Origin of the sequence: Enterobacter sp. ku-bf2 (assembly GCF_001742765.1) — a bacterium.
GTDB classification, from domain to species: Bacteria; Pseudomonadota; Gammaproteobacteria; order Enterobacterales; family Enterobacteriaceae; genus Enterobacter; species Enterobacter quasiroggenkampii.
On the sequence record NZ_MDVW01000002.1, the window covers coordinates 25,604 to 50,728 of the forward strand.

The 25,125-nt window shown below is 56.7% G+C and carries 23 protein-coding genes; 14 read left to right on the forward strand and 9 right to left on the reverse strand.

The genetic code is table 11. The features are described from left to right. The first annotated feature begins 2 nt into the window (after positions 1 to 2). The 6 genes from BFG58_RS08935 (at position 3) to lpxO (ending at position 5,633) form a co-directional block, all read left to right on the forward strand. A complete protein-coding gene (locus BFG58_RS08935) occupies positions 3 to 998 on the forward strand; it encodes a ribose ABC transporter permease (protein WP_048030254.1) in 996 nt (331 codons plus the stop codon). Positions 999 to 1,028: 30 nt separating this feature from the next. Further along, entirely contained in the window at positions 1,029 to 1,970 is a 942-nt protein-coding gene (locus tag BFG58_RS08940) for an ABC transporter substrate-binding protein (RefSeq protein WP_021242935.1), read from the forward strand. A gap of 49 nt (positions 1,971 to 2,019) precedes the next feature. After that, entirely contained in the window at positions 2,020 to 2,706 is a 687-nt protein-coding gene (locus tag BFG58_RS08945) for a D-lyxose/D-mannose family sugar isomerase (RefSeq protein WP_045909188.1), read from the forward strand. Positions 2,707 to 2,716: 10 nt separating this feature from the next. Beyond that, entirely contained in the window at positions 2,717 to 3,577 is an 861-nt protein-coding gene (locus BFG58_RS08950) for a ketose 1,6-bisphosphate aldolase (protein ID WP_063622853.1), read from the forward strand. Continuing rightward, complete coding sequence (locus BFG58_RS08955; protein WP_139125301.1) at positions 3,574 to 4,581, forward strand: carbohydrate kinase family protein; 1,008 nt, start codon at positions 3,574 to 3,576, stop codon at positions 4,579 to 4,581. The genes BFG58_RS08950 and BFG58_RS08955 overlap by 4 nt, the downstream gene beginning before the upstream one ends. A 143-nt stretch (positions 4,582 to 4,724) precedes the next feature. Then, complete coding sequence (gene lpxO / locus BFG58_RS08960) at positions 4,725 to 5,633, forward strand: lipid A hydroxylase LpxO (protein WP_008500041.1); 909 nt, start codon at positions 4,725 to 4,727, stop codon at positions 5,631 to 5,633. 3 nt (positions 5,634 to 5,636) lie between these two features. Here the strand turns inward: lpxO and BFG58_RS08965 are convergent, their stop codons facing one another. Further along, positions 5,637 to 6,368, reverse strand: coding sequence for a response regulator (locus BFG58_RS08965; RefSeq protein ID WP_045909185.1), 732 nt, complete (start codon positions 6,366 to 6,368; stop codon positions 5,637 to 5,639). Between the two features lie 256 nt (positions 6,369 to 6,624). Between BFG58_RS08965 and fdhF the strand changes: the two genes are divergently transcribed. The 3 genes from fdhF (at position 6,625) to BFG58_RS08985 (ending at position 10,042) form a co-directional block, all read left to right on the forward strand. Further along, entirely contained in the window at positions 6,625 to 8,772 is a 2,148-nt protein-coding gene (gene fdhF / locus BFG58_RS08975; RefSeq protein ID WP_083261470.1) for a formate dehydrogenase subunit alpha, read from the forward strand. A gap of 321 nt (positions 8,773 to 9,093) precedes the next feature. Beyond that, a complete protein-coding gene (locus BFG58_RS08980) occupies positions 9,094 to 9,246 on the forward strand; it encodes a Hok/Gef family protein (protein WP_045909184.1) in 153 nt (50 codons plus the stop codon). A gap of 121 nt (positions 9,247 to 9,367) precedes the next feature. Beyond that, a complete protein-coding gene (locus BFG58_RS08985) occupies positions 9,368 to 10,042 on the forward strand; it encodes a tetratricopeptide repeat protein (protein ID WP_069719693.1) in 675 nt (224 codons plus the stop codon). Positions 10,043 to 10,122: 80 nt separating this feature from the next. On the opposite strand, the gene gltP is transcribed toward BFG58_RS08985, so the two are convergent. After that, the gene (gene gltP / locus BFG58_RS08990) at positions 10,123 to 11,436 is read right to left on the reverse strand and encodes a glutamate/aspartate:proton symporter GltP (RefSeq protein WP_069719694.1); all 1,314 of its coding nucleotides are present in this window, start codon (positions 11,434 to 11,436) and stop codon (positions 10,123 to 10,125) included. Between the two features lie 423 nt (positions 11,437 to 11,859). Between gltP and acs the strand changes: the two genes are divergently transcribed. The 3 genes from acs to actP all read left to right on the forward strand — a co-directional run bounded on the left by acs (position 11,860) and on the right by actP (position 15,913). After that, positions 11,860 to 13,818: an acetate--CoA ligase gene (gene acs, locus BFG58_RS08995; RefSeq protein ID WP_069719695.1), complete on the forward strand. Its 1,959-nt coding sequence runs from the start codon at positions 11,860 to 11,862 to the stop codon at positions 13,816 to 13,818. 134 nt (positions 13,819 to 13,952) lie between these two features. Further along, the gene (locus BFG58_RS09000; protein WP_008503396.1) at positions 13,953 to 14,267 is read left to right on the forward strand and encodes a DUF485 domain-containing protein; all 315 of its coding nucleotides are present in this window, start codon (positions 13,953 to 13,955) and stop codon (positions 14,265 to 14,267) included. Beyond that, positions 14,264 to 15,913: a cation/acetate symporter ActP gene (actP, locus tag BFG58_RS09005; RefSeq protein ID WP_045909181.1), complete on the forward strand. Its 1,650-nt coding sequence runs from the start codon at positions 14,264 to 14,266 to the stop codon at positions 15,911 to 15,913. The genes BFG58_RS09000 and actP overlap by 4 nt, the downstream gene beginning before the upstream one ends. 32 nt (positions 15,914 to 15,945) lie before the next feature. On the opposite strand, the gene BFG58_RS09010 is transcribed toward actP, so the two are convergent. Together BFG58_RS09010 and BFG58_RS09015 are read right to left on the reverse strand one after the other, a co-directional pair. Next, entirely contained in the window at positions 15,946 to 16,635 is a 690-nt protein-coding gene (locus BFG58_RS09010; RefSeq protein WP_069719696.1) for an LrgB family protein, read from the reverse strand. Beyond that, positions 16,628 to 17,038, reverse strand: a complete 411-nt coding sequence (locus BFG58_RS09015; RefSeq protein WP_021242769.1) for a CidA/LrgA family protein — start codon at positions 17,036 to 17,038, stop codon at positions 16,628 to 16,630. The genes BFG58_RS09010 and BFG58_RS09015 overlap by 8 nt, the downstream gene beginning before the upstream one ends. A gap of 102 nt (positions 17,039 to 17,140) precedes the next feature. Between BFG58_RS09015 and BFG58_RS09020 the strand changes: the two genes are divergently transcribed. Beyond that, positions 17,141 to 18,028 (forward strand): LysR family transcriptional regulator, encoded by an 888-nt coding sequence (locus BFG58_RS09020; RefSeq protein WP_024906729.1) that lies wholly within the window; start codon positions 17,141 to 17,143, stop codon positions 18,026 to 18,028. A gap of 75 nt (positions 18,029 to 18,103) precedes the next feature. Here the strand turns inward: BFG58_RS09020 and BFG58_RS09025 are convergent, their stop codons facing one another. From BFG58_RS09025 to soxR, 4 genes are all read right to left on the reverse strand, one after another. After that, positions 18,104 to 19,750: a Na+/H+ antiporter gene (locus tag BFG58_RS09025; protein WP_008503391.1), complete on the reverse strand. Its 1,647-nt coding sequence runs from the start codon at positions 19,748 to 19,750 to the stop codon at positions 18,104 to 18,106. A gap of 150 nt (positions 19,751 to 19,900) precedes the next feature. Then, positions 19,901 to 21,250, reverse strand: coding sequence for a guanine/hypoxanthine transporter GhxP (gene ghxP / locus BFG58_RS09030; protein WP_008503390.1), 1,350 nt, complete (start codon positions 21,248 to 21,250; stop codon positions 19,901 to 19,903). Positions 21,251 to 21,544: 294 nt separating this feature from the next. After that, positions 21,545 to 22,216 (reverse strand): glutathione S-transferase family protein, encoded by a 672-nt coding sequence (locus BFG58_RS09035; RefSeq protein WP_048989830.1) that lies wholly within the window; start codon positions 22,214 to 22,216, stop codon positions 21,545 to 21,547. A 364-nt stretch (positions 22,217 to 22,580) separates the two neighbouring features. Continuing rightward, a complete protein-coding gene (gene soxR, locus BFG58_RS09040; RefSeq protein ID WP_008503388.1) occupies positions 22,581 to 23,039 on the reverse strand; it encodes a redox-sensitive transcriptional activator SoxR in 459 nt (152 codons plus the stop codon). Between the two features lie 98 nt (positions 23,040 to 23,137). Between soxR and soxS the strand changes: the two genes are divergently transcribed. Beyond that, positions 23,138 to 23,464, forward strand: coding sequence for a superoxide response transcriptional regulator SoxS (gene soxS / locus BFG58_RS09045; protein ID WP_008503387.1), 327 nt, complete (start codon positions 23,138 to 23,140; stop codon positions 23,462 to 23,464). Between the two features lie 6 nt (positions 23,465 to 23,470). Here soxS and BFG58_RS09050 read toward each other — a convergent pair whose 3' ends face one another. Continuing rightward, the gene (locus BFG58_RS09050; RefSeq protein WP_048030238.1) at positions 23,471 to 25,036 is read right to left on the reverse strand and encodes an EAL domain-containing protein; all 1,566 of its coding nucleotides are present in this window, start codon (positions 25,034 to 25,036) and stop codon (positions 23,471 to 23,473) included. Between the last annotated feature and the right edge of the window lie 89 nt (positions 25,037 to 25,125).

A 25,125-nucleotide genomic window follows, 5' to 3' on the forward strand; every position in this document is an offset into this window, starting at 1 on the left:
CCATGACAACTCCAACCCATCCGCAGCAGGTGGCGAAATCTGCCTCCGCCAAAAAAATGCTGATGAGCGATCTGATGCAAACGGTCGGTATTTTGCCAATTCTTATCCTGATTGTGGCGGTTTTTGGCTTTATTGCCCCGAACTTCTTTACCGAGAGCAACCTGCTCAACATTACCCGTCAGGCGTCGATCAACATCGTGCTGGCGGCGGGAATGACCTTTATTATCCTGACCGGCGGGATTGACCTCTCCGTGGGGTCGATTCTCGGCACCACGGCGGTAGCCGCGATGGTGGTATCGCTTATTCCCGAATTCGCCGGGCTGTCCATTCCCGCCGCGCTGATGCTCGGCATGGTGCTGGGCCTGTTTAACGGCGCGCTGGTGGCCTTTGCCGGGCTGCCGCCCTTTATCGTCACGCTCGGCACCTACACGGCGCTGCGCGGCGCGGCGTACCTGCTGGCCGACGGCACGACGGTCATTAACTCGAACATCAACTTCGAGTGGATCGGCAATAACTATCTCGGCCCAATTCCCTGGCTGGTGGTGATCGCCCTGGCGGTCATCGTGGTGTGCTGGTTCATCCTGCGCCGTACCACGCTCGGCGTTCATATCTACGCCGTGGGCGGCAACATGCAGGCGGCGCGCTTAACGGGCATTAAGGTCTGGCTGGTGCTGCTGTTTGTCTACGGCATGAGCGGCCTGCTCTCCGGCCTCGGCGGCGTCATGAGCGCCTCACGCCTGTACAGCGCTAACGGTAACCTCGGCACAGGTTACGAGCTGGATGCGATTGCGGCGGTGATCCTCGGCGGCACCAGCTTTGTCGGCGGGATCGGCACGATCACCGGCACGCTGGTCGGCGCATTGATCATCGCCACCCTCAACAACGGCATGACGCTGATGGGCGTCTCCTACTTCTGGCAGTTGGTGATCAAAGGGGCGGTGATCATCATTGCGGTGCTAATCGACAAATACCGTACCCGACACCATCAAAGTGCATAACAACAATACCCTACGAGTGAGGAAGACAAGATGCGTTTGAAACCGTTAGTAACCGCGCTCTGTGCTGGCGCGCTGCTTGCCGCAACGCCGTTTGCGCAGGCGAAAGATCTGAAGTCCATTGGCGTGACGGTGGGTGACCTGGCTAACCCGTTCTTCGTGCAGATCACCAAAGGTGCCGAGCTGGAAGCGCGCAAGCTGGCGGGGGATAACGTCAAGGTGACGCTGGTCTCCAGCGGGTACGATCTGGGCCAGCAGGTGGCGCAGATCGACAACTTCATCGCCGCGAAAGTGGACATGATCATCCTCAACGCCGCGGACTCCAAAGGGATTGGCCCGGCGGTGAAGCGCGCGAAGGACGCCGGGATCGTGGTCGTGGCGGTTGACGTCGCGGCGGAAGGGGCTGATGCGACCATCACCTCCGATAACACCCAGGCGGGTGAGATGGCCTGTAAGTACATTACCGACCGCCTGAAAGGGAAAGGCAACGTGGTGATCATCAACGGACCGCCGGTCTCAGCGGTGCAAAACCGCGTGGAAGGTTGCCAGACGGAGTTCAAAAAACATCCGGATATCAAGGTGCTCTCGGATAACCAGAACGCCAAAGGCAGTCGTGAAGGCGGTCTGGAAGTCATGACCTCCCTGCTGGCGGCTAATCCGAAGATCGACGGCGTGTTTGCGATTAACGATCCGACCGCGATCGGCGCCGATCTGGCCGCGAAACAGGCGCAGCGCAATGAGTTCTTTATCGTTGGCGTGGATGGTTCACCGGACGGTGAGGAAGCGCTGAAGCGCGAAAACTCGCTGTTTGTGGCGACCCCGGCGCAGGATCCGCAGGTCATGGCGGCAAAAGCGGTGGAGATCGGCTATGACATTCTCCAGGGCAAACCTGCACCGAAAGCGCCCGTGCTGATCCCGGTGACGATGATCGATAAAAAGAACGTCGGCACGTATAAGGGGTGGACGGTTAAATGATCCTTTTCCCTCTCCCGCAGGGAGAGGGAACTGTTTTCAAGGAGTCCCCATGAAACGCTCCGACATCAATGAAATCCTCGGCCACACGCGGCAGTTTTTCTCCATGCACGACGTTCATCTCCCGCCGTTTGCCAGCTTTCCGCCAACGAAATGGCAGCAGCTTGACCAGGCTGCATGGCAGGAAGTGTTCGACCTCAGGCTCGGCTGGGACGTGACGGCATTCGGCGGCAACAACTTTGCCGCTGAGGGCCTGACGCTGTTTACCTTGCGCAACGGCTCGCCCAACGGCGTGCCGTATGAAAAAAACTATGCCGAAAAAATCATGCACGTGCGTGACGGCCAGGTCACGCCGATGCATTTTCACTGGCGGAAACGGGAAGACATCATCAACCGGGGCGGCGGGAATCTGATCGTGGAATTATGGAATGCCGGGGCGCATGAAGAGACGGAAAACACCGACGTGACGGTCACCGTCGACGGCTGCCGTCAAACCCACGCCCCCGGCAGCCAGCTGCGCCTCACGCCAGGGGAAAGCATCTGCCTGACGCCCGGTCTTTACCACAGTTTCTGGGGCGAACGCGGCTTCGGCGACGTGCTGGTCGGGGAAGTGTCCTCGGTCAATGACGATGAACACGACAACCACTTTTTGCAGCCCGTTGCCCGCTATAACAACATCGAAGAAGACGAGCCGGCGCTGCTGGTGCTGTGCAACGAGTACAACCTGTTTCGGATATAAGGGGTGAATGATGCCATTGATTTCTCTTGCCGACGGTCTTGCGCACGCCAGACAACACCGCTATGCGCTGGGCGCGTTTAACGTGCTCGACTCCCACTTCCTGCGCGCGCTGTTCGCCGCCGCAAAGCAGGAGCGCTCGCCGTTTATCATCAACATCGCCGAAGTGCACTTTAAGTACGTGTCGCTGGATTCCCTTGTCGAAGCGGTGAAGTTCGAAGCCGCCCGTCACGACATTCCCGTGGTGCTCAATCTCGACCACGGCCTGCATTTCGAGGCGGTGGTGCGCGCCCTGCGCTTAGGGTTCAGCTCGGTGATGTTCGACGGCTCTACGCTGAGCTATGAGGAAAACATCCGCCAGACGCGGGAAGTGGTGAAGATGTGCCATGCGGTGGGCGTCTCGGTGGAGGCGGAGCTGGGCGCGGTCGGGGGGGATGAAGGCGGCGCGCTTTACGGACATGCGGATGAAGCCTTCTTTACCGACCCACAGCTGGCGCGCGAATTTGTCGATTCAACCGGCATCGACGCGCTGGCGGTGGCTATCGGTAACGCGCACGGCAAATACAGGGGCGAGCCGAAGCTCGATTTCCCGCGCCTGGACGCCATTCGCCAGCAGACGGGACTGCCGCTGGTTTTACACGGCGGCTCCGGGATTAGCGATGCCGACTTCCGCCGCGCCATCGAGCTGGGCATTCATAAAATCAATTTCTATACCGGGATGTCGCAGGCCGCGCTCGCCGCCGTGGAGCAGCGTATGGCAAAACGCCAGCCGCTCTACGACGAGTTTGCCGAGCTGCTGCTGGGCATAGAAGAGGCGATTACGGATACGGTCGCCGAACAGATGCGCATCTTCGGCAGCGCGGGGCAGGCATAATGGAACGCAAAGGCATCATCGCCGCAGGCAATATGCTGGTGGACCACGTCCACCAGATCGTGCAGTGGCCGGAGCGCGGCTGGCTGGCGGAAATCACCCACAGCGAACGCTCAACCGGTGGCGCGCCGCTCAACGTCCTGCTGACGCTGGCGAAAATGCACGTTGGCCTGCCGCTGCAGGCGGTGGGGCTGATTGGTGAAGACAGCGACGGGGACTACATTCTGGCGATGCTCGACCAGTACCACGTCAACCGCCAGCGCGTACAGCGCACCACCTTTGCGCCAACCTCCATGTCGCAGGTGATGACCGATCCCAGCGGACAGCGCACCTTTTTCCACTCACCGGGGGCCAACCGCCTGCTGGATCTTCCCGCTTTCGATCGCTTAGATGGATCGATGAAGATCTTCCATCTCGGCTATCTCTTGCTGCTCGACAGCCTGGATATGCCCGATGACGAGTTCGGCACCCGCAGCGCGCGGCTGCTGGCACAAATGCGTGACCAGGGGTATGAAACCTCGCTCGACCTGGTTTCCCGCAAGGGTGACCCACGCTATCAGCCGCTGGTGCTCCCTGCCCTGCGCCATCTCGACTATCTGGTCATTAACGAGCTCGAGGCCGGTGAGTTTAGCGGCCTGACAATGCGTGACGAAAACGACGCCCCGCACATTGCCCATATCGCCGATGCCGCGGCGCAGCTGCTGGCGGCTGGCGTACGCCAGCGGGTGGTGATCCACTGTCCGGAAGGCGCATGGGGAGAAGCCCGCGGTGAAGAGGGTCGCTGGATCCCGTCATGGATGCTGGAGCAGGAAGAGATTATCGGCAGCGTCGGCGCGGGCGATGCCTTTTGCGCGGGCTTTTTATACGGCTGTCATGAATCACTCCCGTTAACAGAGAGTATTTATCTGGCACACGCCTGCGCGCGGGCAAGCCTGCTGGCCGCCAATGCGATTGACGGCGCAAAAACGCTGGCCGAGCTGCAGACGTTTATTCGCGAGAGCGTTTAATTTAACAATAATTGCGATATTTCATTACAGTTCTATGAATTTTACATCCCCGAACTACACTATCTCCATCTGGCATATTCGGCGTGGGCAGCACACTGTCCGCACGCTTTTCCGAAATGAGATAGAAAGAGGACAAGGGAAAAATGTTCGCAGCCATCATCATCGGTATTTTCATTATCAGCGTTATTTATGCTCATTCACGCGGCAAAGAAAAACAGACGCTTTCTCGTCAGCTCTTCGACCATTCGACGTTCATGGCGCCCATCAATATGTTTATGACGGCGTTTTCTTCCCTGCCCGCCAGGCAGCCTTTCTTTGAAACAGAACGCTTCCCGGAATTAAATAAGCTGACGGAAAACTGGCTGGTTATTCGCGAAGAGGCGCTGCGTTTGCAGCATCATATTAAGGCGGCGGAAAATAATAACGACGCTGGCTTTAACACCTTTTTTAAACGCGGCTGGAAACGTTTTTATCTGAAGTGGTATGCCGATGCCCATCCCTCCGCGCAGTCTTTATGCCCGGTGACGACCCGGCTGGTAAGTGAAATCCCCTCGGTGAAGGCGGCCATGTTTGCCGAGCTGCCGGCGGGGGCGAAGCTTGGCAAGCACCGGGACCCGTACGCGGGCTCGGTTCGTTACCATCTGGGCTTATTCACACCGAATGACGATCGCTGCTTTATTGAAGTCGACAGGCAGCGCCACAGCTGGCGGGATGGAGAAGCCGTTATTTTTGATGAGACCTACGTCCACTGGGCAGAGAATAAAACGGATCAAACGCGCATTATTCTCTTCTGCGATATTGAGCGTCCGATGAAATGGCGCTGGGCGCAGGCGGTTAACCATTGGGTGGGAACCACGCTAATGTCTGCAGCCAGCTCACCGAATGACGAAAATGACAGCACTGGCGGCATTAACCGTATTTTTAAATACGTTCATGCAGGTCGCGAGCGGGGGCAGCGTCTGAAAAAAAGAAACCGTAAGGCCTATTACGCCCTCAAGTATCTGTGCATCGCTGCAATCTTTGCCGCCATCATTGTTCCGGCGATAACGTAAGCCTTATGCCGCCTGTTCGGGCCGGCTCACATCGGTGGCAAACACGTAACCCAGCCCGCGGATCGTTTTGATAAGCGCAGGCTGATGCGGGTTAGCCTCTATTTTCCGGCGCAGGCGCATGATCAGCACGTCAATCGTGCGATCGAACACGTCGGCGCTTTCGCTGTGGGTCAGCTCGAGCAGCCTGTCACGGCTCAGCACCCGACGGGCATTTTGCGTGAGCGCCAGCAGCAGGCCGTACTCGCCCTGGGTTAAGGGCACAGGATTACGCTGCGGATCGCTCAGCTCGCAGCGGGTGGTATCAAGCGTCCATCCGTTAAACGCAATGCCCGCGACGGGCGCTGCGGGAGCTTCCGCCGCCAGCACGCCCGTACGGCGCAGCACCGCTTTCACCCGGGCAACCACCACGCGCGGGTTAAACGGTTTGCCAATATAATCGTCGGCCCCCATCTCCAGCCCCACCACCACGTCTGACTCGCTGCCCAGCCCGGTTAACATCACAACCGGTAGCGCCGGACGCTGCTTTTGCAGCTGCAGCAGAACCTGCAGGCCGTTGATATCCGGCAGCATCATATCCAGCAGCACAAGCGCGATATTCGGCTCCTGCTGCACCTGGCGCAGCGCATCCTGGCCGTTATGGCAGACAAGCACGCTAAAGACGTGCTCGCTCAGCACGTCCTGAAGCAGTTCGCAGACTGCCGTATCGTCATCAACCACCAGAATCGCCGGTTTCATCGTATGCTTCCGTCAGGGGATTATGTTAAGTCTGAACTATTCTGCCGTCGGCTCCAGTCAAAAGGTTTTTTCAGTGACGGAAATTCAACCCATGTCACATCCGCCGCCCTGTCGACACGTCAATTTTGACGATTGACTGCTTTTTGTCAGGGTTTTCACCCCGAATGGGCCGTAAAGTCAGGGTATACCCCTACAAAAAACATGGCATAGAAGCTGCATAGTGGGTGCGAACGATTCGATTAACTGGAGCAGACTGATGAAAAAAGTCGTCACGGTTTGTCCTTATTGTGCCTCAGGTTGCAAGATCCACCTGGTGGTCGATAACGGCAAAATCGTCCGGGCGGAGGCCGCGCAGGGGAAAACCAACCAGGGCACGCTGTGCCTGAAAGGTTACTACGGCTGGGATTTTATTAACGATACCCAAATCCTTACCCCGCGCCTGAAAACCCCTATGATCCGCCGCGAGCGCGGCGGCAAGCTGGAAGCCGTCTCCTGGAACGAGGCGCTGGATTACGTCGCCACGCGCCTGAGCGCCATCAAGGCCAAGTATGGCCCGGATGCCATCCAGACTACCGGCTCTTCCCGCGGGACGGGAAATGAAACCAACTATGTGATGCAAAAATTCGCGCGCGCCGTTATTGGTACTAATAACGTCGACTGCTGCGCTCGCGTCTGACACGGCCCATCGGTTGCAGGTCTGCACCAGTCGGTCGGTAACGGCGCAATGAGTAATGCCATCAACGAGATAGATAATACCGATCTCGTCTTCATCTTTGGTTATAACCCGGCGGATTCTCACCCTATCGTCGCGAACCACGTTATTCGTGCTAAACAGAATGGGGCGAAAATCATCGTCTGCGATCCGCGCAAAATTGAAACCGCGCGCATTGCGGATATGCACATTGCATTGAAAAACGGCTCGAACATCGCGCTGTTGAACGCAATGGGACACGTCATCATTGAGGAGAACCTGTACGACCAGGCGTTTGTCGCGACCCGTACAGAAGGCTTTGAAGAGTATAAGAAAATAGTCGAAGGCTATACACCGGAGTCGGTTGAAGCGATTACCGGCGTCAGCGCGCAGGCGATCCGTCAGGCGGCCAGGATGTATGCCGGGGCGAAAACCGCCTCCATCCTCTGGGGCATGGGCGTAACCCAGTTCTACCAGGGCGTGGAAACCGTGCGCTCGCTGACCAGCCTCGCGATGCTGACCGGTAATCTGGGTAAAGCCCACGTTGGCGTGAACCCGGTGCGTGGTCAGAATAACGTGCAGGGCGCCTGCGATATGGGCGCGCTGCCGGATACTTATCCGGGCTACCAGTACGTGAAATTCCCGGAGAACCGCGCCAAATTCGCGAAGGCCTGGGGCGTGGAAAGCCTGCCGGAACACACCGGGTACCGCATCAGCGAGCTGCCGCACCGCGCGGCGCATGGCGAAGTGCGTGCAGCCTACATCATGGGTGAAGATCCGCTTCAGACCGACGCCGAGCTCTCTGCAGTGCGTAAAGGGTTTGAGGATCTGGAGCTGGTGATTGTCCAGGATATCTTCATGACCAAAACCGCGGCGGCGGCGGATGTCATTTTACCGTCGACCTCCTGGGGCGAGCATGAAGGCGTCTACACAGCGGCCGACCGCGGCTTCCAGCGCTTCTTCAAGGCGGTCGAGCCGAAGTGGGATCTGAAAACGGACTGGCAGATCATCAGCGAAATCGCCACCCGTATGGGCTACCCGATGCACTACAACAACACCCAGGAGATCTGGGACGAGTTGCGGAGCCTGTGTCCGGACTTCTACGGCGCCACCTATGAAAAAATAGGTGAGCTGGGATACATCCAGTGGCCGTGCCGGGATGAGTCGGAGGCCGATCAAGGCACGTCCTATCTCTTTAAGGAGAAATTCGACACCCCGAACGGGCTGGCGCAATTCTTCACCTGCGACTGGGTCGCGCCCATTGATAAACTCACCGATGAGTATCCAATGGTGCTCTCCACCGTACGTGAAGTGGGCCACTACTCCTGTCGTTCGATGACCGGCAACTGCGCCGCGCTGGCCGCGCTGGCGGACGAACCGGGCTATGCGCAAATCAACACCGCCGATGCGGAACGCCTTGGTATTGAGGACGAGGCGCTGGTGTGGGTGAATTCGCGCAAAGGGCGGATCATCACCCGTGCGCAGGTCAGCGATCGTCCAAACAAAGGTGCGGTCTATATGACCTATCAGTGGTGGATTGGTGCCTGCAACGAGCTGGTAACGGAGAACTTAAGCCCGATAACCAAAACGCCGGAGTATAAATACTGCGCCGTCAACGTTGAGCCGATTGCGGATCAGCACGCGGCGGAACAGTACGTGATCGACGAATATAACAAGCTGAAAGCCCGACTGCGCGAAAGCGCAATGGGTTGAAGCCGTTAATTTATCGTTTAATAAAGGGAGTGATATATTCACTCCCTTTTTATTTTCGATTAATCCATAAGAAATAGAAATTATTATTCTGGAAAGCGGCTCGCAGAAATAATGTAATTTTCGCGAAAAGGAATTACATCTTTGCATTTTAATTCAGAGAGATAAGATATGCGGCGGGTGCTTAAGACTTTCTGTCTTGAGCATTGTTGAGGGACAGAAAGTAGAAAGCCCCGGGAAATTTTCATTTACCCGAGGCTACTCCCTCAACTCCAACAAGTTGAGAGTAGCCTCTTATTCTTTTTTTGACAAGGAGTAAAAGGCATGACGCCATTAAAAACTGCGTTAGGCATCGTCTTTATTGTTTGCCTGACGATAGTGATCTTTACCTTTATTACTCGCGGTAAGCTCTGTGAGTTTTCAATAAAGAGTGAACATCAGGAGGTGGCGGCTAAATTAGCCTGCAACCCAGGCTAACCTCTACGGGCGGAACAACGGTTCCGCCCGGCTTGTAGGATGCTGAGGTCTTAATGCACCCATTTTTTTCTTTTGCGCCCGCGATTATACTGCGCGGCGTGTACCCAGATGATAAGAATCCATGAAAGCCATTTTTCTGTTGTTAGTGTTTTTAACGTCCTTCGTCCGCGCGGATGAGATAGGCAGCCAGTATCGGAAACAGGCGGAAGCCGGTGATGCGCGTGCCCAGTATTATCTTGCCGATACGTACTTCAGCTCCGGCGACAGCAAGCAGGCCGCGCTGTGGGCCGAGAAAGCCGCGAAAGGCGGCGATGTCGACGCCATGGGGTTGCTCTCGCAAATCCTCTTTACGCAGGGCGATTACGCACAGGCCAAAGCCCTGGCCCAACAGGCAAACATTGCTGGCAGCAAACGCGGCGCGATCATGCTGGCGCGCATTCTGGTAAATACTCAGGCGGGGAAAACGGACTATCCGCAGGCTATCAGACTGCTGCAAACGGCAACCGAAGATATCGACAGTGACTCTGCGGTCGATGCGCAGCTGTTGCTAGGGCTGATTTATGCCAACGGCGTCGAGGTAGCGCAGGATGACGTGCAGGCCGCCTCGTGGTTCAAGCGAAGTTCAGCCCTTTCGCGTACCGGCTATGCCGAGTACTGGGCAGGGATGTTGTTCAGGCAGGGTGAGAAAGGCTTTATCACGCCCAATAAACAGAAAGCACTGTACTGGTTGAACCTGAGCTGTACGGAAGGGTTTGATACGGGGTGTGAAGAGTTTGATGCGTTGAGCGGGGAGTAAAGTGCCGGGTGGCGGCTTTGCCTTACCCGGCCTACAAAACCCGTAGGCCCGGTAAGCGCAGCGCCACCGGGCTTAGGATGTTACTGGTCAGCCGTCTTATCAAAACGACCCAGCACTTCGCGTTCATACGCCAGCGCCTTTTTACGATCGAATTTGTGCTCCCACTTGGCGATAACCAGCACCGCCAGGGCATTCCCCACCACGTTCAGCGCCGTACGCGCCATGTCGAGGATACGGTCCACGCCCGCGATAAAGGCCAGACCTTCCAGCGGAATACCGACGCTGCCCAGCGTCGCCAGCAGTACCACGAACGAAACGCCCGGTACGCCTGCGATACCTTTAGACGTCACCATCAGGGTCAGCACCAGGACGATCTCCTGCCACAGCGACAGGTCAATGCCATACAGCTGCGCAATAAAGATAGCGGCGATACTCTGATACAGCGTGGAACCATCCAGGTTAAAGGAGTAACCGGTCGGCACCACGAAGCTGGTGATCGACGCTGGCGCGCCGTAGGCTTCCATCTTCTCAATAATACGCGGCAGCACGCTCTCAGAGCTTGCCGTGGAGTAGGCCAGAATCAGCTCATCTTTCAGGATACGGATCAGAATCCAGATGCTCAGCCCGCACAGACGCGCCACGATGCCCAGCACCACCAGCGCAAAGAACAGGATCGCGAAGTGCACCAGAATCACCAGCTTCGCCAGCGGCCAGAGGGAGGCAAAACCGAAGTTCGCCACGGTGACGGCAATAAGCGCAAACACCCCTACCGGCGCGTAACGCATCACCATGTGGGTCACTTTAAACATGGTCTCGGAGATAGAGCGGAACACGGTTACCAGCGGTTCGCGGTGCGTCGCGGGCAGAGAGGAGAGCCCCAGACCAAACAGGACCGAGAAGAAGATAATCGGCAACATCTCACCCTTCGCCATCGATGCCACGATGTTGGTCGGTACCAGAGAAAGGATAGTGCCCATCAGGCCGTGCGCATGGCTCTGCACGTCAGCGGTTGTACTTTGGTATTTCGAAATATCCACCGTAGCCAGCTGCGACATATCAATCCCGGAACCCGGCTGGAACACGTTCGCCAGGGTGATACCGAGAATGATCGCAACCGTAGTGATCACTTCGAAATAGATAATGGTTTTCGCACCAATACGACCTAACTGCTTCGCATCGCCGACGCCCGCAATCCCCACCACCAGCGTCGAGATCACAATCGGTACCACAATCATCTTGATCAGATGAATAAAGATATCCCCTGCCGGTGAAAGCAGGTTCGCAATCAGCCAGTCGCGGCTGTCGCTGTGATAGTGGAGGTAACTGCCCAGCAAGATGCCCAGCACAAGGGCAATTAAGATCTGCCAGGCCAGGCTGACTTTAACGTTTTTCATAGAAACTGACTTCCTCAATGAAGCGCCTTATTCACTCAAACTGCATGAATAGGGGGACATACTGATAGGGTATGAATTGTGTTGCGTCGATTTATGGGATTTTTTAACGCGGCGTATGAGTATCATTTGCGCGGCCTGTTGCGCAAGCCTTAAAGAACGACGCATTTCACTCGTAAAAGCGTCCGTGACGGGAGTTTATCCTGTTTCTAATAAATAACCTTTTGTTATAAAAACGCTTTTTTAAACATAAATGTGAATAATCGTCAGCATAAATTATTTTCCTTCAAAGTTTCATTCGCTCATTTTTCAACCTGTTCAAACAATGCGTGATCTGTAGCCCAAATAATAAACAAAGCTTGTAAAGCCCCTACTATTAACGTTTTTGCGACATATTATTAACATCTTACAAGGAGAAAAAAAGCCATGAGCCAAATACACAAACATGACATTCCCGCAAACATTGCGGACCGTTGCCTGATCAACCCGGAGCAGTACCACGAGAAATATCAGCAATCTATCACCGCCCCGGACACCTTCTGGGGTGAGCAGGGTCATATCCTGGACTGGATCAAACCTTATCAGAAGGTGAAGAACACCTCCTTTGCGCCCGGTAACGTCTCCATTAAATGGTATGAAGATGGCACGCTGAACCTGGCGGCGAACTGCCTTGACCGTCACCTTGCCGCGCGCGGGAACGAGACGGCGATTATCTGGGAAGGCGATGATGCCTCGCAGAGCAAACACATTACTTATAAAGAACTGCACCGCGACGTGTGCCGCTTTGCCAACGTCCTGCTGGAAAAAGGCATTAAAAAAGGCGACGTGGTCGCAATCTATATGCCGATGGTGCCGGAAGCGGCGGTGGCCATGCTGGCCTGCGCGCGTATCGGCGCCATTCACTCGGTTATCTTTGGTGGGTTCTCGCCAGAGGCGGTTGCGGGTCGTATTGTCGATTCAAGCTCAAAACTGGTGATCACCGCCGATGAAGGCGTGCGTGCAGGACGCGGTATCCCACTCAAGAAAAACGTCGACGAAGCGCTGAAAAACCCGAACGTCAAAACGGTCAGCAACGTCATCGTCCTTAAGCGTACCGGCGGCAAAATCGACTGGCACGAGGGGCGCGACCTGTGGTGGAGCGACCTGATTGAAAAAGCGAGCGACCAGCATCAGCCTGAAGAGATGAATGCGGAAGATCCGCTCTTCATTCTTTACACCTCTGGCTCAACCGGCAAACCGAAAGGCGTGCTGCACACCACCGGCGGCTATCTGGTCTACGCGGCCACCACCTTCAAATACGTCTTCGACTACCACCCGGGCGACATCTACTGGTGTACCGCCGACGTGGGCTGGGTCACCGGGCACAGCTACCTGCTGTACGGCCCGCTGGCCTGTGGCGCAACAACGCTGATATTTGAAGGCGTGCCCAACTGGCCGACCCCGGCGCGTATGTGCCAGGTCGTCGACAAGCATCAGGTCAACATTCTCTACACCGCGCCTACGGCGATCCGCGCCTTAATGGCGGAAGGCGATAAAGCCATCGAAGGGACCGACCGTTCTTCCCTGCGCATTCTTGGTTCCGTGGGCGAGCCCATTAACCCGGAAGCCTGGGAGTGGTACTGGAAGAAAATCGGCAACGAGAAATGCCCGGTCATGGACACCTGGTGGCAGACCGAAACCGGCGGTTTCATGATCACACCTATGCCGGGCGCCACGCAGCTGAAAGCAGGCTCGGCAACCCGTCCGTTCTTCGGCGTGCAGCCTGCGCTGGTGGATAACGAAGGCAACCCACTGGAAGGTGCCACCGAAGGCAACCTGGTGATCACGGACTCGTGGCCGGGTCAGGCGCGTACCCTGTTCGGCGATCACGATCGCTTCGAGCAGACCTACTTCTCGACCTTTAAAAACATGTACTTCAGCGGCGACGGCGCGCGTCGTGATGAAGATGGTTATTACTGGATCACCGGACGCGTGGACGACGTGCTGAACGTCTCCGGCCACCGTCTGGGCACCGCGGAGATTGAATCAGCGCTGGTGTCGCATCCGAAGATTGCCGAAGCGGCCGTTGTCGGTATTCCGCACAACATTAAAGGCCAGGCGATTTACGCCTATGTCACTCTGAACCACGGGGAAGAGCCGTCGCCAGAGCTTTATACAGAAGTGCGCAACTGGGTGCGTAAAGAGATTGGCCCGCTGGCCACGCCGGACGTGCTGCACTGGACCGACTCGCTGCCGAAAACCCGCTCCGGCAAAATCATGCGTCGTATCTTGCGCAAAATCGCGGCAGGGGACACCAGCAACCTCGGTGATACCTCAACGCTCGCGGATCCTGGCGTTGTGGAAAAACTGCTCGAAGAGAAGCAGGCCATCGCAATGCCATCGTAATCTTTTCTCCCTCTCCCCGTGGGAGAGGGCCGGGGTGAGGGCATCAGACCGCACCTTCCTCCCCTCACCCTCACCCTCTCCCCATAGGGGAGAGGGGATAAAAACAAACCAACCTTACCTTTGGAGACTCTGTGATGAATGACCATATTTGTCAGCAGATAGAGAATAGTGCGCACTACAGGGAGCTCGTCGATAAGCGGCAACGGTTTGCCTTCACCCTTTCCATCATCATGCTGATTATCTATGTCGGCTTTATTCTGCTGATCGCCTTTGCGCCGCACTGGCTGGGCACCCCGTTACACGAGGGTACCAGCGTGACGCGCGGTATTCCCATTGGCATTGGCGTGATTGTGATTTCATTTGTGCTCACCGGCGTCTACGTCTGGCGCGCGAACGGTGAATTCGATCGTCTTAATAAAGCGGTACTGCAAGAGGTAAAAGCATCATGAAGCGAGTCCTGACGGCGCTAGCCGCCACACTTCCCTTTGCCGCCCACGCGGCGGATGCCATTACCGGCGAGGTACAGCGTCAGCCAACCAACTGGCAGGCGATTATCATGTTCCTGATTTTCGTGGTGCTGACGCTGTACATTACGTACTGGGCGTCGAAACGCGTGCGCTCCCGTAACGACTACTACACCGCAGGCGGCAACATTACCGGCTTCCAGAACGGCCTGGCGATTGCGGGTGACTTTATGTCCGCCGCCTCGTTCCTCGGGATCTCCGCGCTGGTCTACACCTCCGGCTATGACGGCCTGATTTACTCCCTCGGCTTCCTCGTCGGCTGGCCGATCATTCTGTTCCTGATTGCCGAGCGCCTGCGCAACCTGGGCCGCTATACCTTCGCCGACGTGGCCTCGTATCGCCTGAAGCAGGGGCCGATTCGCACCCTCTCCGCCTGCGGTTCGCTGGTGGTGGTGGCGCTGTATCTGATCGCACAGATGGTGGGCGCGGGTAAATTGATCGAGCTGCTGTTCGGCCTGAACTACCACATCGCGGTGGTACTGGTGGGCGTGCTGATGGTGATGTACGTCCTGTTCGGCGGCATGCTGGCCACCACCTGGGTGCAAATCATCAAAGCCGTCCTGCTGCTGTTCGGCGCCAGCTTTATGGCCTTTATGGTGATGAAGCACGTTGGGTTCAGCTTCAATAACCTGTTTACCGAAGCCATGGCGGTCCACCCGAAAGGGGAAGCCATTATGAGCCCGGGCGGGCTGGTGAAAGACCCGATTTCTGCCCTGTCGCTCGGTCTGGGCCTGATGTTTGGTACCGCAGGTCTACCGCACATTCTGATGCGCTTCTTCACCGTGAGCGATGCGCGTGAAGCGCGCAAGAGCGTCTTCTACGCTACCGGCTTCATGGGCTACTTCTATATCCTGACCTTTATCATCGGCTTTGGCGCGATCATGCTGGTGGGGGCAAACCCGGCATTTAAAGATGCCGCGGGCGCGCTGATTGGCGGTAACAACATGGCGGCGGTGCATCTGGCCGACGCGGTGGGCGGCAACCTGTTCCTCGGCTTTATCTCTGCCGTGGCCTTCGCCACTATTCTTGCGGTGGTTGCGGGTCTGACGCTGGCCGGGGCGTCGGCGGTCTCGCATGACCTCTACGCCAACGTTTTCCGCAAAGGCGCGAGCGAGCGCGATGAGCTGAAGGTCTCCAAAATCACCGTGCTGGTGCTGGGCGTTGTGGCGATCCTGCTGGGCATCCTGTTCGAGAAGCAAAACATCGCCTTTATGGTGGGGCTGGCCTTCTCCATCGCGGCAAGCTGTAACTTCCCGATCATCCTGCTCTCCATGTACTGGTCGAAACTGACCACCCGTGGCGCGATGATTGGCGGCTGGCTGGGGCTGCTGACGGCGGTGATCCTGATGATTCTGGGCCCGACAATCTGGGTGCAGATCCTCGGTCACGCCAGCGCCATCTTCCCGTATGAATACCCGGCGCTGTTCTCCATTGCCGTGGCGTTTATCGGTATCTGGGTCTTCTCGGCCACCGACAATTCGCCGGAGGGTAACCTGGAGCGCGAGAAATTCCGCGCCCAGTTTATTCGTTCACAAACCGGTCTTGGCGTTGAGCAGGGCCGCGCGCACTAAACCTTTCTCCCCGGCCATTCTGGTCGGGGAGCTTAAAACATCACCCACGCCACCAGCGGCGCAACCAGCACCATCACCACGCCCGACAGCATCATCACCAGGCTCGCGACAACGCCCTCCTGCTGGCCCAGCTCATAGGAACGTGCCGTGCCCGCGCCGTGCGACGCCGCGCCAAACCCCGCGCCTTTAGCCATTCCTTCCCGAATAGAAAGCCGCAGAAAGAGCATATCGCCCACCGCCATTCCAAAGACGCCCGTCACCACCACAAACAGCGCCACCAGGTCTGGCTGTCCGCCGAGGGGTTTAGCCGCCGCCAGCGCAAACGGCGTGGTCACCGAGCGCACGGCCAGGCTGCGCTGAATTTCATCGGGCAGCGTAAACAGTCTCGCCAGCCAGACGGAGCTACAGACCGCGACCACCGTGGCGGTGATCACGCCTGCGCTGAGCGACATCCAGTGGCGCCTGATAATCGCCAGGTTGTCATAAACGGGCACGGCAAAGGCGATGGTCGCCGGGCCGAGCAGCCACAGCAGCCAGTGGGATTCACCAATGTAGTTCTGCCAGGAAATGTGGCCTAAGACCAGCATCAGCACCAGCAGGATCGGCGTGAAGACCAGCGGCATCAGCGGCAGCGCATGAAACCGGCGATACAGCCGCTTGTTGGCGAAGTAGATCCCGAGCGTCGCGATCAGGCACAAGACGCTGATCTGAAAGTTAGTCATGTTTGTGCCTGCTGATTTCAAACCGGTAGACTTTATCCACGACCCAGGCGGTCGCCCCCAGCACCATCAACGTACTCAGCGCGATCACCGCAAAGATTCGCCAGCCGTCCACCATCAGCAGTTGCGCATAGTTCACCACCGCCACCACGGCAGGGACAAAGAACAGCAGCATCTCCGCCAGCAGCCAGCGCGCCCCGGCGCGCACCCAGTTAAGGGGGATCACGCGACAGAGGATGAGTGTCAGCATCAGCAGCATCCCCACCAGGTTGGCAGGCAGCGGCAGGTGGAGCCAGCCGACAAGATATTCGGCGAAAACAAACAGTCCCGCGTAGAGCAGTACCTGAACCGGGACCTGGAGTCGTTGTACAACGGCAGGCGTAACACGGCTTAACGCCACGGCCATGGGGGTTTTCCTCAAAAATGAGACGAGGCGCCAGTATAGTGAGCGCACGGTGTGGACTGAAATGAATTAAAATCATCAAAGGTATAGTTTCGAGGAATAATCATGGACATAAGAACGCTGCGCTATTTTGTCGAAGTGGTTCGTCAGCAAAGTTTTACCCGCGCAGCGGAGAAGTTGTTTGTTACCCAGCCCACCATCAGCAAAATGCTGAAAAACCTCGAAGATGAACTGAACTGTACCCTGCTGATCCGCGACGGGCGCAAGCTGCTGCTGACCGACACCGGACGCGTGGTGTTCGAACGCGGGCTGGCGATTCTGGCGGAGTTCCGCCAGCTGGAAGCAGAGCTGGACGATATTAATCATCTGACCAAAGGGGTGCTTCGCCTCGGCATTCCCCCGATGGTCGGCATGATGATGGCCGGACCGATTAGCCTGTTTCGCCAGCGTTATCCCGGCGTAGAGCTGAAGATTTCGGAGTTTGGTGGGTTAACCGTCCAGCAGGCGGTCACTAACGGCGAGCTCGACGTGGCAATGACCGCCCTCCCCGTTGAGGAAGAGAGCGGCCTGGCGACGCTTCCGCTCTTTAGCCACCCGCTGTGCGTGCTGGTGCCCCGCTCCGGCGACTGGCTAAAGAGGGAATCGGTGAAGCCTGAACTGCTCGGCGAGCACCCTCTGCTGATCTACAACGAAGACTTCGCCCTCAGCCGCCAGCTGATGACGCTGTTTAACCAGCATAACGTCAAGCCGCGCATTGCGGTACGCAGCGGACAGTGGGATTTCCTGGCAGCGATGGTGCAGGCCGGCGTGGGGATTGCCATTCTGCCGCAGCCGATTTGCGAGCGTCTGGATAAAAACACGCTGCGCTGGATCCCACTGGAGAGCGATCTGCACTGGCAGTTAGGGATGATCTGGCGTGAAGGGGTTTATTTGTCGCAGAGCGCGCAGGCGTGGCTGCAGTGTTGTGAGGGGTTTTGGGTGCGGTCTGAATAGTGCCCGGTGGCGCTTACCGGCCTACGTTCGAACCGTAGGCCGGGTAAGGCGAAGCCGCCACCCGGCAAAACAGCGCTACTGATTCTCTATCAACAGCGCTTCCAGCAGGTCCAGATCGTGCAGCAGCTTTTGCAGCGTCTCGTTGCTGATCTGGCGCGTGGCGCGCAGGTGGTACAGTTCGGCACGCTCTGAGCGCAGCGCTGCCAGACGGAACCGGCGTTCCAGATTCTCCTCCTGCAGCGAGCTTTCCACATCGTTACGCCCGTCCGCACGGCGGCGAAGGTTACCAATTACGCGGGAACTCACCTCCGTCAGCAGCTGATTATCGATGTTCTCTTCCGCATCCGCGGCCAGGCGCTCTTCCATTTTCTGGATGGCGACAATCGCCACTTCGGCGGTGGCCGCACGCGCAATGCGCTCTTCCTTGTGCTGCTGGGTCGAATCACCGACATCAATATGCTGGAGTAAAATCGGCAGCATAATTACGCCGACAAACAGTGAGAACAGAATGACGCCCGCCGCCAGGAACACCAGCTCGTAACGCGCCGGGAAGACGTCGCCCGTCGGCAGCAGCAGCGGAATGGAGAGGACACCGGCAAGGGTTATCGCCCCGCGTACGCCCGCAAAAGAGGCAATCAGCAGTTCACGCGTTGTCCACGAACCAAACTCCATCGGCTTTTTCTTCAGGAAGCGGACGCTGAAGTTTTTCATCGTCCACAGCCAGCCGAAACGCACCAGCATCAGCGCCAGGTAGATCAACACGATGTCGGTAAACAGCATCCAGACTTCAACGTTCGGATCGGCTTCGGCCGCCACCAGCGAGGATTCCATAATGCCCGGCAGCTGCAGGCCCAACAGCAGGAACACCATGCCGTTAAAGACAAACTCCAGCATGGCCCAGGTGCTGTTTGCACGCAGACGCATAGCCAGCGGCGCGCGGCGCATCACGCCAGAGCGGGTAATGGTCATCCCTGCCGCCACTGCCGCCAGAATGCCCGACACGCCGATATGTTCGGCAATCAGATAAGAGGCGAACGGCAGCAGGAACAGCAGTACGATCTGCGTAGCGGGTTCATCGCCACCCCAGCGGCTGAGGAAGCGCAGCGAGCGGCCGTACAGCCAGCTCACCACGAAGCCCGCGAGAATACCGCCAATCGCCACCTTGAAGAACTCCAGCGTCGCACCGCCGACGGTAAAGACCATCGTGCCCATCGCAACGGCCACGGCAAACTTCAGGGCAACCAGGCCGGAGGCGTCGTTCATCAGCGCCTCCCCCTGTAAAATTCCCATAATTTTCTTCGGAATACGGCCTTCACCCACAATGCCGGACAGCGCCACGGCATCGGTTGGCGACAGCACGGCGGCCAGCGCAAAAGCCGGTATTAACGGAATGCCCGGTACCGTCCAGTAGATCAGAAAACCAATCCCGACGACGGTGACCACCACCAGCGCCAGCGCCAGGCCGAAGATCTCTCGCCCGTGCTCAAGGAATTCGCGCGTGGGCGTTTTCCAGCCATCGGCAAACAGCAGTGGCGGGATGAACAGCACGAGGAACAGTTCGGGGTCAAATTCCACGTGCAGGCCAAACGTCGGCCACGCCAGCAGCGCGCCGATGGCAATTTGCATTAATGGCAGGGGGACCTGAAAGGGCAGTACGCGTGTAACCACCCCGGATAGCGAGACCACAAGGGTCATGATGAGTATTGTGAAGAAGATTTCCATGCGTTCCCTGTTTGCTGTGTTGCTTATGTACTCCGGAAGGCGTCGTGCCTTTTATTCTATCTTCACCAGAGTAACGCAAAAGGCAACAGGATGAGTCCTGAAAATAAAAACGGGCGGCCTGAGCCACCCGTTTTCGCATCAAAGGCCAATTTAGATTGCCCAGCCGCCCGCGTAAAACGCCACCAGCGCAACGGCAATCACAACGGTGCCAACGTTCAGCTTGCGCCATTCCCCGGAGACCAGACGACCAATCACCAGCGACGCGAAACCGATCATAATGCCGGTCACGATGTTACAGGTCAGCACGATAAAGACCGCGGTAATCAGGCCAGACATCGCGTCCACGAAATCCGCAAAGTCGATTTTCGCCACGTTGCTCAGCATCAGCAGGCCAACGTACATCAGCGCTGGTGCGGTCGCGTACGCCGGAACCAGGTAGGAGAGCGGAGAGAGGAACAGGATCAGCATGAACAGCACGCCAACGGTGATCGCCGTCAGGCCGGTTTTACCGCCTGCCGCTGTACCCGCTGCGGACTCGATGTACACCGCCGCAGGCGCTGCGCCCACCAGGCCTGAGAAGACGCTGCTCAGGGAGTCCGTCGTCAGCGCTTTGCCACCGTCAATAATCTGACCGTCTTTATCCAGCAGGTTCGCCTGACCGGCCACCGCACGAATGGTACCGGTCGCGTCAAACACCGCGGTCATTACCAGCGCCAGCACGCTTGGCAGGATGACCGGGTTCAGCGCGCCAACGATATCCAGGCTGCCAATCAGAGAGTTGCCTTTGTCATCGCTCAGCGACGGCATGGCGAAAATGCCGGAGAAATGGACGTTCGGATCGAAAATCAGGCCGACAATGGAAACGCCGATAATGGTCAGCAGAATGCCGCCCGGGACTTTCAGTTTTTCCAGACCGATAATCACCGCCAGCCCGATCAGCGACATGATCACCGGGAAGCTGGCGAAATGGCCGAGCGCCACCGGCAGACCGTCCAGCGGGTTCTTGATGACCAGACCGACGCCGTTGGCGGCGATCAGCAGCAGGAACAGGCCGATGCCGATGCCGGTACCGTGCGCCACGCCCTGCGGCAGGTTGCGCAAGATCCAGCTACGGATGCCGGTCGCTGAAATAACGGTAAACAGCACACCCATCAGGAACACGGCGCCCAGAGCAACCGGTACGCTGATGTGCTGGCCCAGCACCAGGCTGAACGCGGTAAACGCGGTCAGGGAGATGGCGCAACCAATCGCCAGCGGCAGGTTCGCCCACAGGCCCATCACGATAGAGCCCACGCCGGCCACAAGGCAGGTCGCTACAAAGACAGCTGCTGGCGGGAAGCCCGCTTTGCCCAGCATGCCCGGCACAACGATGACGGAATACACCATCGCCAGAAACGTTGTCAAACCGGCAACGATTTCCTGGCGCACGGTGCTGCCGCGGGCCGAAATTTTAAACATGGCGTCAAGTGAACCGCCAGTACGCGCAGATGGCGTAGACATAGAAAACATCCCCTGAGAGTTTTTTAGGAAGTCCGTAAGCGAGGTGGAGACGCCACTGCCAGCTAAACGTCAAATCCTTGTGTTGCGTTTGCGACGAAAGGGCGTCACAGAAAAAGCAAACGTTTAACTCCGCGCTTACAAACGGGTGGTCAAATTAAGGCAAACGATTATCTAGCCTAATCCCCGCCCTTTTCAACTGAACTTTATCGTTTTTCGCTAAAATTCACTTATGACGCTGAAGAAATAAACAGAGGATGCGCAAACGTTATCGTCTATGCGCAATTTGTTTACATTTCAATCCTCCCCTGGGATGGATAACGGCCCCCCTTGTGCCAGGGTTCGTTGCCAGCCAGGGCTGTTTTCAACCTTCGTTTTCCATGCCTGACTATGCGGCAGGTTATTAATACCGCCGCGCGCCAGCAGGGCAAAGATCGGGAAGCTCATCTGGATGTCGGCCATGCTGAGCGAATCCCCGGCAAACCAGCTGTTTTTAGCAAGGTGCGACTCAATAAAGCGTGCATGGGTTTCCAGCTGGCGGTTGAGGTACGCTTTCTGCACCCCCTGCCCCAGCGCTTTCCCCAGGGTTCGGATACCAAACGGCACCGGCGGCTTGCCGAGGCTGTTGAAGACCAGCTTCATTAACAGCAGCGGCATCAGCGATCCTTCCGCGTAGTGCAGCCAGAAGCGGTACTGCACCTTATGCGCCGGATCTAAAGGCTTAAGCCGCGACTCGGGATCGTACGTCTCCTGCAGATACTCCAGAATGGCGCCTGACTCTGCGAGGATCAGTCCGTTATCTTCGATGACCGGTGATTTGCCCAACGGATGCACCTTTTTGAGCGCCTCAGGTGCCAGCATGTTCTTTTCGCGCTGATAGTGAACGATCTCATAAGGCAGACCGAGTTCTTCCAGCGCCCAGATTACGCGGTGCGAGCGCGACTGGTTTAGGTGGTGTACCGTGAGCATGGCTTTCTCCTGTTATTCATACTTTTTAACTATAGAAAATTGAACAACACCGCGAAAAAAATTCGGCTAAAAACCGGTCAGCGTCGCTGGCGAAAAAACGGGCCTTGCATAGAATTAAAGTGTCAGCACAATCCGGAACCTCCCCAACCAGCTCGACACGAGGGGTGCTGATGTCGGGGGAAACCCTCCCGTGAACCAGCGGGATAGAGAGAAAGACAAAGACCGGGAAAAACTAAAGCGCCCTTTGTGGCGCTTTAGTTCTTTATGTATGTGGGGTTTTGCCGGGTGGCGGCTACGCCTTACCCGGCCTACATTTGACGGTTTGGTAGGCCGGGTAAGCGAAGCGCCACCCGGCAAACCGATCTCAATCCTCTTCCAGCAACCGCGCTCCCGTTCCCTGCTCGCCCAGTTTGTCGCCGGGGTTACGCAGCGGGCAGTCGCTGCGCGACAGGCAGCCGCAGCCAATGCAGCCATCCAGTTCGTCACGCAGCGCGACCAGCGTATGAATACGCCTGTCCAGCTCTTCACGCCACTGGGACGACAGCTCTTTCCACTCTTTCGGGCTCAGCGTGTGCCCTTCCGGCAGCACGCCAAATGCCTCGCCGATCGTGGCCAGGGGAATTCCGATTCGTTGCGCAATTTTGATAATCGCCACGTAGCGGAGCACGTCGCGGGTATAGCGACGCTGGTTGCCGCCGTTACGGATGCTTTTAATTAACCCTTTGCTTTCATAGAAGTGGAGCGCCGATACCGCCACGCCGCTTCGCTTTGCCACTTCGCCGGGGGTTAACAGCGCTTTAATGCGCGGCAATCTCTTTTCCATAAAACCTCTTTACCTCAAGTTAACTTGAGGAATTATACTCCCCCGCAGAGAAAACGACGAATTAACCGAGATAGTTGTATCTACAGAGGGGCAACCTTATGTCGCATCAGCAGATTATTCAGACGCTTATTGAATGGATTGATGACCATATCGACCAACCGTTGAACATTGATGTGGTCGCGAAAAAGTCGGGCTATTCGAAATGGTATTTACAGAGAATGTTCCGTACGGTCATGCATCAGACGCTGGGTGAGTACATTCGTCAGCGCAGACTGCTGCTGGCGGCGCAGGCGCTACGCTCAACGCAGCGGCCGATTTTTGATATCGCGATGGATCTTGGCTATGTGTCGCAACAAACCTTTTCCCGCGTGTTTCGCCGCGAGTTTGACCGCACGCCGAGCGACTATCGCCACCAGTTAAATTAATCACGCTCAGTGCAAAGGTTGCTGCTGCCAGGTCATAAATTCCTGGGGCGGCATCGCTTTCGCGAAGTGCCATCCCTGACAAAACTGGACGCCGCGCTTCAACAGCCAGCTCACCTGCTCTGCCGTCTCAACCCCTTCCGCAATGGTTTTCAGCCGCAGGCTTTGCGCCATCTCGATAATATGCTCGGCGATCAGGTGGCTGGTGCTGTTGGTCGTTAAGGTATCGATAAACGATTTGTCTATTTTCAGAATATCGACGTTCAGCGAGTAGAGATTGTGCAGGTTCGAGTAGCCGGTACCGAAATCATCGATCGCCACTTCATACCCCGCCTGACGAAAAGCCTGAATCACCGGCGTGGTTTTAGGCACATCGATAAAACCGCGTTCCGTCACTTCAATTTTGATTTGCTGCGCGCGGACGGCATAGTGGCGGGCCTTCTCAGAAATCATGGCGATCAGCCGCGAGGAGTGGAAATCCGTCGCCGACAGGTTAATCGAAATATAGAGATGCGGATGCTCGGCCAGGAAATGGCCTAAATCACTGAACACTTCCTCAACGACATAATCCGTAATCCGCTCGCTCATCCCCTCATTTTCAGCCAGCGGAATAAACTCAGCCGGGCTCATCACCTGCCCGTTAAAACCAGGCCAGCGTAATAACGCCTCCGCGCCGACACACCGGTTGTTCTTGATATCAATAATCGGCTGATAGTGCACGCAAAGCTGGCGTTTGTTCAGCGCCCTGTGCAGTAAACGCCCTGGCGAATTGAGCTCACGATGGGTGCGGGACCAGACCAGCAAAATAATAATGCTGCAAATCATTCCCAGCGGCAGCGTTAATGTCGCCTGATGATAAAGCGTTTCATAAAAGCGTTTATTCGATGTCGACACGATGGCCGCAATCGGTCTTTTGGGTGATGTGACGATCGTATAAAAACGGTTATCTTTTTGAAATACCGATTCCTTATCCCGAATCATCGAATTTAATAAAGAAACATTGGCTTTCTGACTGACGGAAAAGAAAGCATTGGTTACCGTGTCGTATACACCCCACGAGAGAGAATGATCCGCGGACATGACTTCGCTGTATGAAAGCGGATTAACGACCACCACATAATTTCCACGCTGCATATATGTCATTTTATAACCAGTATAAAATGGGGTGTCGCGATAATAATAGATAGCGACGTCAGGTTTACGCGTGTAATTAGCGACGGGAATGGCGTAAGGACGATCCGGTGTAAAAACGGTCGAACAAAGAAAATTCTGACCTTCAGCATAAATTAAATCGGCAACGAACAGGCGGCCACGAACAACGTTCAACATATATTGACGGTGTCCCGGGGTGCAAAGCTCGCCCCGATATTTTTCCGCCTCGTCCCGGGCCAGATCAACCTGCTGTATAACCAGCTCTGTTTTGTCTAAAGCCAGTTCAGCAAATGTCCGTAGCTGGGCGCTTGTTTCAGACACGGCTCTTAGCTGGGCAAACCATAGCGCAAGCATCACCGGCAGCATAACTACCATGATGATCCCTACCACCCTGAGCATCTTGCGCTGCGCGCTACGATTCATTTCCCGCCCTATATCCCTGCATGTTGTACGCCTGTAGTAATGAAGGCCGGATGCTGTGTTAAACAGGTGATTACGTTGCATGAATCATG